2 protein-coding genes are annotated in these 15,422 nt (G+C 70.0%); both read left to right on the forward strand.

Annotated elements, in window-relative coordinates:
• Window positions 1-14,511 (forward strand): non-ribosomal peptide synthetase (locus NG1_RS30710; protein ID WP_157114335.1); only part of this gene is annotated, 14,511 nt, incomplete at its 5' end.
• Between the two features lie 182 nt (window positions 14,512-14,693).
• Window positions 14,694-15,293 carry a Uma2 family endonuclease gene (locus NG1_RS30715; RefSeq protein ID WP_062976674.1) on the forward strand — a complete coding sequence of 200 codons (600 nt, stop codon included), beginning with the start codon at window positions 14,694-14,696 and terminating at the stop codon, window positions 15,291-15,293.
• Window positions 15,294-15,422 lie beyond the last annotated feature (129 nt).

The raw sequence follows: 15,422 nt of genomic DNA on the forward strand, positions 1-15,422 counted from the left end.
ACCGGCGCGCGGCTGCACAACCTGTACGGTCCGACCGAGGCCGCGGTCGACGTCACCTTCCACGAGGTGACCGAGGACGACACGGTGTCGGTGCCGATCGGCGCCCCGGTGTTCAACACCCAGGTGTACGTACTGGATTCGCGGCTGCACCCGGTGCCGGTGGGTGTCGCGGGTGAGCTGTACCTCGCGGGCGTTCAACTGGCCCGCGGCTATGTCGCGCGTCCGGATCTGACCTCCGACCGCTTCGTAGCCAACCCGTTCGGCGACGGCGAGCGGATGTACCGCACCGGCGACCTGGTGTCCTGGACGGACAAGGGCGAGCTGGAGTACCTGGGCCGCACCGACTTCCAGGTGAAGCTGCGCGGTCTGCGCATCGAGCTGGGCGAGATCGAGTCGGCGCTCACGGCCCTGGAATCGATCGCCCAGGCCGTGGTCGTGGTGCGCTCGGACGATCGGCTCGGCGACCAGTTGGTCGCGTACGTCATCGCGACCGCCGGTCGTTCGGTGGACATCGAGGGCGTGCGCGCGGAACTCGGCGGCGAGCTGCCCGCCTACATGGTGCCCTCGGCGTTCGTCGTGCTGGAGGAGTTCCCGCTGAACGCCTCCGGCAAGCTGGATCGCAAGGCGCTGCCCGCGCCGGTGTTCGAGGCCAAGGTGTTCCGGGCCCCGTCCACCCCGATCGAGGAGATCGTGGCGGGCACCTTCGGCGATGTGCTCGGCGTCGCGCGGGTCGGCCTGGACGACGACTTCTTCGAACTCGGCGGCAACTCGCTGCTGGCCACCCAGGTGACCGCGCGGCTGGGCGCCGCGCTGGACACCAAGCTCGCGGTGCGCGACCTGTTCGAGGCGTCCACTGTGCAGGCGCTGGCCACCCGGGTGGAGCACAACGCCGGGTCCGGCCGGGACCGGCCGCGCCTGGAGGCGGGGGAGCGCCCTGCGCGCATCCCGCTGTCGCCCGCTCAGCAGCGGTACTGGTTCCTCAACCAGTTCGACACGGCCACCTCGGCGGTGGACAACATCCCGCTGGCCGTCCGGCTGTCCGGCACGCTCGACGTGGCCGCGCTGGAGCAGGCCATCGGCGACGTGTTCGCCCGCCACGAGGTGCTGCGCACCACCTACCCGCGCTCGGCGGACGGGCCGCACCAGGTGATCCGTCCTGCGGACCGGTCGGCGGCGGCGCTCACCCCGATCGACGTGGCCGAGGAGGATCTGCTCGGCGCGGTCATCGGCTTCGCGCTGACCACCTTCGATGTCACCGTCGAGGTGCCGTTGGCGGTGGCGCTGTTCCGGATCAGCACGGGCGGGAGTAGGGCGGGATCGGACGCGGGCGGGAGCAGGGCGGGATCGGACGCGGGCGGGAGTAGGGCGGGATCGGACGCGGGCGGGAGTAGGGCGGGATCGGATACAGCCGAGCATGTGCTGGCGTTCACCGTGCACCACGTCGCGGCCGACGGTTCGTCGATGGGCCCGCTGGCCCGTGACGTGATGGCCGCCTACGTGGCCCGCGTGCAGGGCGAGGCGCCGCAGTGGCAGCCGCTTCCGGTGCAGTACGCCGACTACGCGCTGTGGCAGCGCGCGGTGCTCGGATCCGAGGACGATCCGGAATCGCTGGCCGCCCGTCAGGTGGCGTACTGGACTACGGCGCTGGCCGACCTGCCCGATCAGCTGGAGCTGCCCGCCGACCGGCCGCGCCCGCCCGCGCAGTCGTTCCAGGGCAAGGCGATCCGCTTCGAGATCGACCCGCAGCGGCACGCCCGGCTGCACGAGTTGGCGCGTGCGCACAACGCGTCGCTGTTCATGGTGGTGCACGCGGCGCTGGCGGTGCTGCTGTCGCGGCTGTCGGGCACCGACGACATCGCCGTGGGCACCCCGATCGCCGGTCGTGGCGAACGCGAACTCGACGACCTGATCGGCATGTTCGTCAACACCCTGGTGTTCCGCACCCGGGTGCGCCCGGCCGAACGCTTCGCCGATCTGCTCGGCGACGTGAAGGAACGCGACCTGGAAGCGTTCGCCAACGCCGACGTGCCGTTCGAGCGTCTCGTCGAGGTGCTCAACCCGGTGCGCTCCACCGCGCGCAACCCGCTGTTCCAGGTGGGCCTGTCGTTCCAGAACCTGGCCGAGACCACCTTCGAACTGCCCGGGCTCACCGTGAGCGCGGTTAACTTCGACTCGCAGCTGGCCAAGACCGACCTGCACGTCACGCTCTACGACCGGTACGCCGAGGACGGCACGCCCGCCGAGATCATCACCGAATTCGGTTACGCCACCGACCTGTTCGACGAGAACACGGTGCAGGGCTTCGCCGACCGGTTCCTGCGGGTGCTCGACGCCGTGCTGACCGACGCCACCGTGCGGGTGGGCGAGATCGATCTGCTCGCGTCCGAGGAGAGCGAGCGCATCCTCACCGCGTGGAACGCCACCGAATACGATCTCGACGCTCTGCTCGCGGCGCGTTCCGCGGGCTCCACGCGCACCGCGACGCTGGTTTCGCTGCTGGATGCCACGGTGACCGCGACCCCGGCGGCCGTGGCGCTGGTCGCCGACGAGCCGACCGGCCGCAGGGAGCTGACCTACGCCGGGCTGGACGCGCGGGTCAACCGCCTGGCCCGGTACCTGATCGGCCGCGGCGTCGGCCCGGAGGACCGCGTCGCGCTGGCCATCCGCCGCAGCAGCGATCTCGTGGTCGCGATGTACGCGGTCGCGAAGGCCGGTGCCGCGTACGTGCCGATCGACCCCGACCAGCCTGCGGAGCGGACCGATTACATCCTCGGCACCGCCGCGCCGGTGTGCGTGCTGACCACCGGCCGGGACGGCTTCCATACCGCCGCGGCCGACGTCGTGCCGATCGACACGCTCGACCTCACCGAGTACACGGCCGCTCCGGTGACCGCCGACGAGCGCACCGGTGCGCTGACCCCGGCGAACACCGCGTACGTGATCTTCACCTCGGGTTCGACCGGCCAGCCGAAGGGCGTCGCGGTCCCGCACGCCGCGATCGTCAACCAGTTGCAGTGGGAGACCTCCGTCTTCGAGCTGGGCGCGGAGGACGCGGTGCTGCTGAAGACGGCGGCGACCTTCGACCTCTCGGTCTGGGAGTTCTGGTCGGCCGCGGTTTCCGGTGGCCGCCTGGTGATCTCGGCCGCCGACGGGCACCGCGATCCGGCCTACCTGAACGAACTGATGCGCGCCACCGGCGTCACCACCCTGCATGTGGTGCCGTCCATGCTGGACGCGTTGCTCACCGAATCCGGTGGCCGCCTGTCGGACTCGCTGCGCCGGGTACTGGCCATCGGTGAGGCGCTGCCCGCCGCCACCGCCCAGCGGTTGCGCAGGCACAACGCCGCCGAACTGCACAACCTCTACGGTCCGACCGAGGCGGCGGTGTCGATCACCAGCCATCTGGTCACCGATGCCGACGAGGCGTCGGTGTCTATCGGCGCGCCGGAGTGGAACAGCCGGGTCTACGTGCTCGACTCCCGCCTGCGGCCGGTGCCGGTGGGCGTCTCGGGTGAGCTGTACCTGGCCGGTGCGCAGCTGGCGCGCGGCTACTTCGGCCGTTCTGATCTGACCGCCGACCGGTTCGTCGCCGACCCGTTCGGGGCGTCGGGCGACCGGATGTACCGCACCGGCGACCTGGTGGCCTGGAACGCCACCGGCGAGCTGGACTACCGGGGCCGCACCGACTTCCAGGTGAAGATCCGCGGTTTCCGCATCGAACTCGGCGAGATCGAGGCCGCGCTGCTGCGGCAGGACGCGGTGAGCGCGGCGGCCGTCGTCGCGCACAACGATCCGAGCATCGGCGACCGGCTGGTCGCCTATGTGGTGCCCCGGACGGGCGCGCTCGACAAGCGCGCGCTGCAATCCGCGCTGTCGGCCGAGCTGCCGTCGTACATGGTGCCCTCGATGCTGATCGAGCTGGACGCGTTGCCGCTCAACGCCAACGGCAAACTGGACCGCAAGGCGCTGCCGCGGCCCACCTTCGAGAAGGCGGTGTTCCGCGCGCCGGTCACGCCGATCGAGCAGATCGTGGCGAACACCTTCGCCGAAGTGCTGCGGATCTCCGATCGCGACGGCTCCGGCGGGCAGGAGCGCAGCGACCGGGGAACGAGCGCGGGCAAGCGGCTCGGCCTGGACGACGACTTCTTCGCCTGGGGCGGCAACTCGCTGCTGGCCACGCAGGTCGCCGCCCGGCTGGGCGAGGCGCTCAATACCCGGGTTCCGGTGCGCCTGCTGTTCGAGGCGTCCACCGTGGCCGCGCTGGCGGTGCGGGTGGAGCAGCACGCCGACATGGGCGGTCGCCGCGCACTGACCGCGGGCCCGCGGCCGGAGCGCATTCCGCTGTCGCTGGCGCAGCAGCGCATGTGGTTCCTCAACCGGTTCGACACCGCCTCGGCGGCCTACAACGTGCCGATCGCGGTGCGGCTGTCGGGCGCGCTGGACGTGGCCGCGTTGCGTGCCGCCATCGCGGACCTGGTGAGCCGCCACGAGATCCTGCGGACGGTCTACCCGCAGACCGAGGCGGGCCCGGTGCAGGTCATCCTGCCGCCCGCCCAGGCCGTGCCGCGCCTCGAGGTGCGGGTGGTCGCGCCGTCGCAGATCGAGTCCGCCGTGGTGGCGCTGACCTCGACGATCTTCGACGTCACCACCGAGGTGCCGATGAAGGTCGCGCTGTTCCAGATCGCCGGAGAGGGCACGCAGCCCGCGCCGGACGGGTCGGTGGACTACGTGCTGGCCATGGTGGTGCACCACATCTCCGGCGACGGCTCCTCGGTCGGCCCGCTGACCAGAGACCTGATGATCGCCTACGCCGCGCGCGCGGCGGGCGAGGCGCCGAACTGGGCGCCGCTGGAGGTCCAGTACGCGGACTACAGCATCTGGCAGCGTGAACTGCTCGGTGACGAGGACGATCCGGAATCGCTGGCCGCCAAGCAGGTCGCCTACTGGCGCCAGGCGCTGGCCGAGCTGCCCGATCAGCTGGACCTGCCCTCGGACCGGCCGCGTCCGGCGGTGCAGTCCTTCGCAGGCGGCAAGGTCGAGCTGCGGGTGGACGCGCAGACCCACCAGGCGCTCATCGAGCTGGCCCGTACGGAGGGCGCGACGCTGTTCATGGTCGTGCACACCGCGCTGGCCGTGCTGCTGGCCCGGCTGTCGGGCACCGACGACATCGCGATCGGCACGCCGATGGCGGGCCGTGGCGAAGCCGCGCTCGACGACCTGATCGGCATGTTCGTCAACACCCTGGTGTTCCGCACCCGGGTCGAGGCGGGCGAGGCGTTCACCGACCTGCTGGCCCGTCAGCGCGAGACCGACATCCAGGCGTTCGCCAACGCCGACGTGCCGTTCGAGCGCCTCGTCGAGGTGCTCAACCCGGTGCGTTCGACCGCCCGGCACCCGCTGTTCCAGGTTGGTCTGTCGTTCCAGAACCTGGCGCAGTCCGCGCTGGAACTGCCCGGCCTGAGCGTGTCCGGCCTGGACATCGACACCGAGCTGTCCCAGTTCGACCTGCACCTCATCGCGACCGACCGCTACGACGACGCGGGCGCTCCCGAGGGCATCACCGGGTTCTTCACCTACGCGACCGACATGTTCGATCGCGCGACGGTGCAGGGCTTCGTGGACCGGTTCGCGCGCCTGCTCGGCGAGATCGTCGCCGCCCCGCGCACTCCGGTCGGCGACCTCGAACTGCTCGACGCCGGCGAGCGGACCCGGCTGCTCACCGCGCGCAACGCGACCGAGCAGGCGGTGGACACCTCGGCCACGTTGGTGTCCCTGCTGGACGCGACGGTGGCGGCCGGGCCGAAGGAAGTCGCGCTCGTCACCGAGGACGGCGAGTCGATCACCTACGGCGCGCTCGACGCCCGGGTGAACCGCGTTGCGCGGCACCTGATTTCGTTGGGTGTGGGTCCGGAGTCGCGGGTTGCTCTTGCGTTGCGTCGGTCGGTGGATCTGATCGTGGCGATGTATGCGGTGGCGAAGTCCGGTGGTGCGTATGTGCCGGTGGATCCGGATCAGGCTGCTGAGCGTACGAGTTACATATTGGAGACTGCGGCTCCGGTGTGTGTGTTGAGCAACGCGGAGGCGGAGTTCGATACCGATGTCGCGCCGGTGGTGCGTATTGATGAGCTGGATTTGTCGGGTGTTGCTGCCACACCGATCGTTGATGCTGATCGGGTTGGGCCGTTGCGTCCGGAGAACACGGCGTATGTGATCTTCACCTCCGGTTCGACCGGTCGGCCGAAGGGTGTGGCGGTGCCGCACGGTGCGATCGCGAATCAGTTGCAGTGGAAGAGTGTCGAGTTCGGTCTCGATGCGGCTGATGCGATTTTGTTGAAGACGGCGGCGACGTTCGACTTGTCGGTGTGGGAGTTCTGGTCGGCGGCAGTGTGTGGTGGCCGTTTGGTCATCGCCTCCCCGGATGGTCATCGGGATCCGGCGTACCTCAACGAACTCATGGCCCAGGAATGGGTCACCACGCTGCACGTCGTGCCGTCCATGCTGGACGCGCTGCTGACGGCCGGTATGCCGAACTCGCTGTGGCGGGTGCTGGCTATCGGTGAGGCGTTGCCAGGGGCGTTGGCCCAGCGGTTCCTGCGGGAGAACCCGCGCACGGAACTGTTCAACCTCTACGGTCCGACCGAGGCCGCGGTGTCCATCACCAGCCACCGCGTCACCCTCGCCGACGAGACCTCCGTATCGATCGGTGCGCCCGAATGGAACAGCCGGGTCTACGTCCTCGACGGCCGCTTGCGGCCCGTGCCGGACGGCGTCTCCGGTGAGTTGTACCTCGCGGGTGCGCAGTTGGCGCGTGGTTATTTCGGTCGCGCCGATCTCACGGCGGACCGGTTCGTGGCCAACCCGTTCGAGTCGGGAACCAGGATGTATCGCACGGGTGACCTGGTCGCCTGGAACGGTCGCGGCGAGCTCGAGTACCGGGGTCGTACGGACTTCCAGGTGAAGATCCGTGGTTTCCGTATCGAGTTGGGTGAGATCGAGGCCGCGCTGCTCGCGCTGCCGGAGGTCGCCCAGACGGCGGTGATCGCGAAGTCCGATCCGAAGACCGGTGACCGTTTGGTGGCCTACCTGGTGGGCAGCGATTCCGAAGCCGGTGTCGATGTGGCGCGGGTGAAGTCGGAGCTCACCGCCGGGTTGCCGTCGTACATGGTGCCGTCGGCGTTCGTGGTGCTGGATGCTCTGCCGCTGAACGTCAACGGCAAGCTGGATCGTAAGGCGTTGCCGGAGCCCGAGTTCGAGGTTCAGGCCTTCCGCGCGCCGTCGACTCCGATCGAGGAGATCGTGGCGTCGGTATACGCCGAGGTCCTCGGTGTCGAGCGCGTCGGTGCCGATGACGATTTCTTCGCCCTCGGTGGTAACTCGTTGCTGGCGACGCAGGTCGCGGCGCGTATCGGTGCGGCGTTGGACGCTCGTGTCCCGGTGCGTGTGCTGTTCGAGGCCTCCACCGTGGCCGGACTCGCCGCCAAGGCCGAGCAGCACGCGGGCGCCGGTGGCCGTCGCGAGCTGGTGGCCGGGCCGCGTCCGGAGCGGATTCCGCTGTCACTGGCGCAGCAGCGCATGTGGTTCCTCAACCAGTTCGACACCGCCTCGGCGGTGAACAACATCCCGGTGGCCGTGCGGCTCACCGGCGAACTGGACGTCGAAGCGCTGCAACTGGCGGTCGGGGATGTGGTGAGCAGGCACGAGACGCTGCGCACCGTCTACCCCGAACAGGACGGCACCGCGCATCAGGTGATCGTGCCCGCCGAACGGGCCGTGCCGAATCTGACGCCGGAAGCGGTCTCGCCAGGGGACATCCGGCACCGGATCATCGAGGTGATCTCCGCCGGATTCGACGTGACCACCGAGGTTCCGTTGCGGGCCAAGCTGTTCCGCGTCACGGACGCGGAATCCGACACGTCGTACGTCCTCGTGTTCGTCGCGCACCACATCAGCGCGGACGGCTGGTCGATGGGCCCGCTGACCCGCGACGTGATGCTGGCCTACGCGGCCCGCTCGGCCGGGGTGGAACCGGGCTGGGCGCCGCTGCCGGTGCAGTACGCCGACTTCAGCCTGTGGCAGCGCGACGTGCTCGGCTCCGAGACCGACTCCGACAGCCTGATCTCGCAGCAGGCCGAATACTGGCGCACCGCGCTGGCCGGGCTGCCCGACGAGCTCAACCTGCCCGCCGACCGGCCGCGTCCGACGACGCAGTCGTTCGCCGGTGGGCGCGTGGTGTTCCCGATCTCCGGCGAGCTGCACCGCATGCTCACCGAGATCGCCAGACAGCAGAACGCGACGCTGTTCATGGTCGTGCACGCCGCGCTCGCGCTGTTCCTCGCGCGGATGTCCGGCACCGACGACATCGCCGTCGGCACGCCCATCGCGGGCCGTGGCGAAGCCGAGCTCGACGACGTGATCGGTATGTTCGTCAACACCCTGGTGCTGCGCTCGCACGTGGACGGCGATCTCACCTTCGACCAGTTCCTGACCCGCACCAAGGACGCCGATCTCCAGGCGTTCGCGCACGCGGACCTGCCCTTCGAGCGGCTGGTGGAACTGCTCAACCCCGAGCGCTCCACCGCGCGGCACCCGCTGTTCCAGGTGGCGCTGTCGTTCGAGAACCTGCCCGAGAGCAGCTTCGAGCTGCCCGGACTGCACGTGGGCGCGGTCGATTTCGACGTCGACACCGCCAAGTTCGACCTGTCGCTGACCATCCGCGAGGCAGGGGAGAACCCCGACGACGCGGGCATGTACGCGGAGTTCTCCTTCGCGCGCGACCTGTTCGACGACGAGACGGTGCGGGTGTTCGCCGAGCGCTTCACCAGGCTGCTCACCGCGATCACCACCGATCGCGAGACCCCGATCGGTGATCTGCCGCTGCTGGACACGGCCGAATTCCACCTGCTCACGCACGTGCAGGGCGAGGACGTCATGGCCACCGGCCTGCTGCCGGACCTGCTGCAGTACGGCGCGCGGCTGGACCCGGAGCAGATCGCGGTGCGCTACCAGGGCCGCTCGATCACCTACCGCGAACTGGACGAGTACTCCTCGCGCCTGGCGCGGGTGCTCATCTCGCGCGGTGTGGGACCGGAGCGCATCGTGGCGCTGTCGTTCCCGCGTTCCTACGAGATGGTCGCCGCGTTCTGGGCGGTGGCGAAGGCCGGCGGCGCGCACGTGCCGGTGGACCCGACCTACCCCGAAGACCGCATGCGGCACATGGTCAACGACTCCGGCGCCGTCATCGGCATCACCGCGAGCGAGTACGTCGACCGGCTGCCGCGCGACGTGGAGTGGCTGCGGATCGACGACCCGGCTCTCGGGGAGCTGATCGAGAACCAGTCCGCCGAGCCGGTCACCGACGCCGACCGGATCTCCTCGCTGGCCATGCGCCACCCGGCGTACGTCATCTACACCTCCGGTTCGACCGGTATGCCCAAGGGCGTCACCGTGACCCACGCGGGCATGGGCGGATTGGTCGGCGTCGCGGCGGATCTGTACCAGCTGGAATCGCACCACCGGTTCCTGCACATCTGCTCGCCGAGCTTCGACCCGTCGGTGCTCGAATGGCTGTGCGCCGCCTACACCGGCGCGACGCTGGTGGTCGTGCCCTCGACCGTCATCGGCGGCCCCGATCTGGCGGAGCTGCTGCGCACCGAGCGGGTGAGCCACACGATCATCACCCCGGCGGTGCTCGGCACGGTCGATCCGGAAGGCATGGAGGCGCTCGAGGTGGCCTCCGTCGGCGGTGACGTCACCACGCCGGAACTGCTGGCCAAATGGTGGCCGGGCCGCAAGTACTTCAACGCCTACGGCCCGACCGAGACGACGATCATCTCGTCCTACGCCCAGCTCACCCCGGGCAGGCACATCACCATCGGCCGTCCGGTGCGCGGCATGTCCGCGCTGGTGCTGGACAACCGGCTCAACCCGGTGCCCCCCGGCGTCGCGGGCGAGCTGTACCTGGCCGGTGGCGCGCTGGCGCGCGGCTACCACAACCGCCCCGACCTCACCGCGGAACGGTTCGTCGCCAACCCGTGGAGCGACGAGGGCGCGCGGATGTACCGCACCGGTGACGTGGTGCGCTGGTTCGCCGAACCCGGTGAGCGGGCGGGCAACGCCGCGCTGCCGTCGGTGCGCTGGGAGCTGGACTACGTGGGCCGCTCGGACTTCCAGGTGAAGATCCGCGGCTTCCGCATCGAGCTCGGCGAGATCGACACCGTGCTGGCGAGCAACGAAGACGTCGAGTACGCGATCACCATCGGCCGCAAGACCGAGGCGGGCGCGACGATTCTGGTGTCCTACGTGCTGGCCGCGCCCGGTCGCGAGATCGATACGGCCCGGTTGAGCGAGTACGCCTCGCGCATCCTGCCGCCGCACATGGTGCCGACGGCGATCGTGGTGATCGACGAGATCCCGCTGACCCCGGTCGGCAAGCTGGACCGCAAGGCGCTGCCCGAGCCGGAGCTGGCCCCGCGCGAATTCCGCGCGCCGGCCAGCGAGGTCGAGGCCGTCATCGCCGAGGTGTTCGCCGAGGTGCTCGGCGTCGAGCAGATCGGTTTGGACGACTCGTTCTTCGCTCTCGGCGGCGACAGCATCCTGTCCATCCAGCTGGTCTCCCGGGCCAAGGCGCGCGGTGTGCAGTTCACCCCGCGTGACGTGTTCGAGCGGCGCAGCGTGGCTTCGCTGGCCGAGATCGCCGCGCTCGGCGCGGGAGCCGAGCAGGTGAAGCTGGAGGAGCTGCCCGGCGGCGGTGTCGGCGAGATCCCGCTGACCCCGATCATGCGGCAGATCCTCGCGAGCGGCTCGTCGTACCAGCGGTTCTCGCAGACCATGGCGCTGCGGCTGCCCGACGGCATCGACCGGGAGACCCTGGTCGCCACCATCGCGGCGGTGTTCGACCACCACGACGTGCTCCGGTCGCGGCTGCGCCGGACCGGCACGGACTGGACGTTCGAGGCCCTACCGCACGGCGCGGTGGACGTCGACGCCCTGGTGCGCCGCGTGGACCTGGCGGCCGACACCGACGAGGCCGAGCTGGCCCGGGTCGCCACCGAGGCGCTCGACGGGGCGATGGGCGGGCTCGATCCGGCGAATGCCGCGATGGCGCGGTTCGTCTGGTTCGCTTTCTCGGCGGGAGCGACGGGCCCGGAGGAGGCAGCTCGCGTAACCACGGAGGACACCGCGGACGCCGCCGTCGGACACCGCGAGCGGCGCGATGTGCTGCTCATCGTCGCGCACCACTTCGTGGTCGACGGCGTGTCCTGGCGCATCCTGATCCCGGATCTGGCGGTCGCCTGGTCGCAGCTGGTCGCCGGTCAGCCGGTGACGCTGCCCGCCAACGGCACCTCGATGCGGCGCTGGGCGCACAGCCTGGTGGAGGCGGCGAGCTCGCCGGAGCGGGTCGCGGAACTGCCGTTCTGGCAGCAGGTCTCGGCCACCCCGGACCCGCTGCTGGGCGAGCGTCCGTTCGACCCGGCGGTGGACACGTTCGCCACCGTCGAGCGGGTCGAGGTCACCGTCCCCGCCGACGTCACCGACGCGGTGCTCACCGCGATCCCTGGCCTGTACCGGGGCGGTGTGAACGACGGGCTGCTCTCGGCGCTGGCCATGGCCGTCGTCCGCTGGCGCGGCGACGGCGCGGCGGGAGCGACGGGCCCGGACGTCACCCCGCAGGGCCCCGCGGACGCCGCCATCGGGCACAGCGCGGCGCTGATCAAGCTCGAGGGCCACGGCCGCGAGGAGGACGTGGTGCCGGGCGCGGACCTGTCGCGCACCGTCGGCTGGTTCACCTCGGCCTACCCGGTCCGGCTCGATCTGTCCGGCGCCGACCTCACCGACGCGTTCGCCGGTGGCGCCGCGCTCGGCGAGATCGTGAAGTCGATCAAGGAGCAGTTGCTCGCGGTGCCCGACAAGGGCCTGGGCTACGGCTTACTGCGGCAGCTGAATCCGGAGACCGCGGCGGGTCTGGTCGGCGCGGGTGGGAGCAGGGCGGGATCTGACGCAGCGCAGATCAGCTTCAACTACCTGGGCCGGATGTCGGCCGGGGAGATCCCCGAGCAGCTCGCCGAGATCGGCTGGGTGCCGGTGGCCGACCTGGGTCAGCTGGATGTCGACATGGACCTCGACATGCCCGCCAACGCGACGATCGATATCAACGCGATCGTCACCGACTCCGACGAGGGGCCCAGCCTGGGCGCGTCGTTCGCCTTCCCGACCGGCCTGCTGACCCGGGAACAGGTGCAGGAGTTCGCGCAGTTGTGGGTCGAGGCGCTCACCGCGCTGGCCACGCACGCGCGCCGGCCGGACGCGGGTGGCTACACGCCGTCGGACATGCCGCTGGTGCGGGTGGGTCAGCAGGACATCGAGCAGTGGGAACGGACCTACCCGGCGCTGACCGAGGTGTGGCCGCTCTCGCCGCTTCAGTCGGGTCTGCTGTTCCACGCGATGATGACCCAGTCCACCGTGGACGTGTACACCATGCAGGCCGTGGTGGACCTGGGCGGCGCGCTGGACGTGGCACGGCTGCGGGCGGCGGCTCAGGGCATCGTCGACCGGTACCCGAACCTGCGCACCGCGTTCGTCACCGACAACGACGGACAGGCCGTGCAGGTGGTGCTGGATCGGGTCGAGGCCCCTTGGCGCGAAGTGGATCTCACCGATCTGCCCGCCGACGAGCGGACCGCGGAGCTGCGCAGGCAGGTCGCGGCCGAGCAGGCGACGCACTTCGACATGGCCGTCCCGCCGCTGATCCGGTTCACGCTGCTGCGCACCGACTCCGCGCAATGGCACCTGGCCATCACCACCCACCACATCCTGCTGGACGGCTGGTCGATGCCGCTGCTGATGCGGGACCTGCTGGTGCTGTACGCGGTGCGCGGCGACCAGACCGCCTTGCCTCGGGTGGCCTCCTACCGCAACTTCCTCGGCTGGCTGGCCGGGCGTGACCGGGACGCCTCGCTGCGCGCCTGGTCGGCGGCGCTGGAGGGCGTCAACGAACCCACCCAGCTCGCTCCGCAGCCGCGCGCCGCGGAGAACTACGAGATCGGCAAGGTGGTCACCGAACTCGACGCCGACCGCACCCGCCGGATCACCAAGCACGCCGCCGAACTCGGTGTCACGGTGAACACGCTGGTGCAGGCCGCCTGGGGCATCCTGCTCGGACGTCTCACCGGACGCGGCGACGTGGTGTTCGGCGCGACGGTGTCCGGCCGCCCGGCCGAGCTGCCCGGTGTCGAGTCGATGGTGGGTCTGTTCATCAACACGCTGCCGGTGCGGCTGCGCATCGATGACCGCCAGACCATCGGCGAGCTGCTGGCCCGGCTACAGGGCGACCAGGCCGGTCTGCTCGAGCACCACTACGTGGGGCTCACCGACATCCAGCGGGTGGCGGGCACCGGGTCGCTGTTCGACACGCTGCTGGTGTTCGAGTCGTATCCGATGGACAAGGAGGCGATCTCGGCCGCCAGCTCGATCGACGGCATGTCGGTGACCGGCGTCGGCGTCAACGACGCCACGCACTACCCGATGACGCTGCTGGTGATCGCGGAGTCCACCATCGAGCTGACGCTGAAGTACCTGGGCAGCCGGTTCACCGCCGAAGAGGTCGAGACCCTCGCCGAGCGGCTGGTGCGGGTGCTGGAGGCGCTGCTCGGTGATCCGGACGCGCTGGTCGGCGACATCGACATCCTGGACGAAGGCGAACGGGCGCGGCTGCTGGCCGAATCCGGCATCACCGCAACGGCGTCCACGCCGGAGCCGGTCGGCCGGGTCGGGGCGCGCACGGTGGCCAAGGTGCTCGCCGAGGTCGTGGAAGAGGACCCCGAAGCGCCCGCGCTGCTGGCCGGCGACGACGAGGTCGCTTACCACGTGCTGGATCGGCGCTCCTCCCAGCTGGCCCGGGTGCTCATCGATCGCGGTGCCGGGCCGGGCGACGTCGTCGCGGTGACGCTGCCGCGTTCGGTGGACGCGGTGGTCGCGGCCTGGGCGGTCCAGAAGGCCGGTGCGGCATGCCTGTTCGCGGGCGATCTCACCGCCGAGCAGCTGACCGCGGCGGGCGCCGGATTCGGACTCACCGCGGAACCGGTGGCCGACAGCGACATCCGCTGGGTGGCGCTCGCCGACGCCCAGGTGCGCCAGGACATCGCCGAGGCGGCCGCGCATCCGGTCTCCTACGCCGACCGGGTCCGCCCGCTCGGCGAGGAACACCCGGCCTTCGTCGTCGCCACGGCGGACGGGGCGGTCGCGATCACCCAGTCCGACGCGCTCGACGAAGCCGAACGGTTGCGCGAGGAACACGAGATCGACTTCGAGTCGACCACGTACACCACCGCGCTCTCCGGCCGCCCCGCGGTCCTGGAGTTCCTGACCTCCGCCACCGCGGGCGCCCTGTCCGTCGTCCCGACCGGCGACCTCGACACCGACCTCACCGAGGGCGAGGTCACCCACTGGTTCGCGGGCCCGGAGGAATCGACCGACGCGGCCGGTGACGAGATCACCATCGTGATCGCGGAGTAGAACGCGCGTTCAGCTTCTCGACGAAAGCAGTGGCCCCCTCCCGAATCGAATGGGGGCCACTGCGATCAGCGGAAGATCTGTACCGCGAGAATCGCCGAGTCAGGGCAGTTATCCGGCCCCTGGAGTGATCATCGGTCGAGTCCGTGGTCCGGGTTCCGGTCCGAACTGCGATGATGTCCGCTATGAGCGCTCCGGACGAGCAAAAGGTGCTGCGTGTGACGGCCGAGCAGTTCGCCGACGGGGCGACCGCTGAGCTCGGTGACATCGAGATCGTCGACGGGCGCGTGGTCCGGCTGATGGCCCAGAGCCCCGTGCACAGTCGGGTGGTTCGGCGGCTGGCCGGAATGCTGGAGGCGGCCCGGCGCGACGGCGGGCCGTGCATGGTCGTGGACTCCGACGTTGCCGCACGATTCGCTGACACCGAATCCGCGGCGGCGGATAGGCGGTTGAACATCCGCTACCCCGACATCTGGATCCGGGACTGCGAGCCTTACGACGTCAACACCGTGCGTGAACACATTTTGCTGGTGGTCGAGGTCACTTCCGAATCGACTATCGATGCCGATATCAACGACAAACGAATCCAATACGCGGCCGCAGGTATTCCTCGGTACCTGATCGTCCGGCTGGACCAGAAGGAAGAACGTATCGAAGAGATCGAGGAATACCGTCTCGACTGGTCCGGCCGCCGCTATCTCGCCCACACGGTCCATCGACGGGTATTGCTACTCGACGACCCGGTCGAAGCGACCATCCCATTCGCCGTACTAGAACAGCCCTGACGACCGTCCCTTCAGTCGCGAGTGGCACAGGGCGCGGCGAAGTGCGAGAGGACCTCTCGACCGTGCGCCACTCGCAGCGGTTTCAATCTTGCGCTTCGCGCATCCACCTCGACCTGATCGAAGTGACTA

Source organism: Nocardia gamkensis NBRC 108242 (genome assembly GCF_001612985.1).
Lineage (GTDB): Bacteria > Actinomycetota > Actinomycetes > Mycobacteriales > Mycobacteriaceae > Nocardia > Nocardia gamkensis.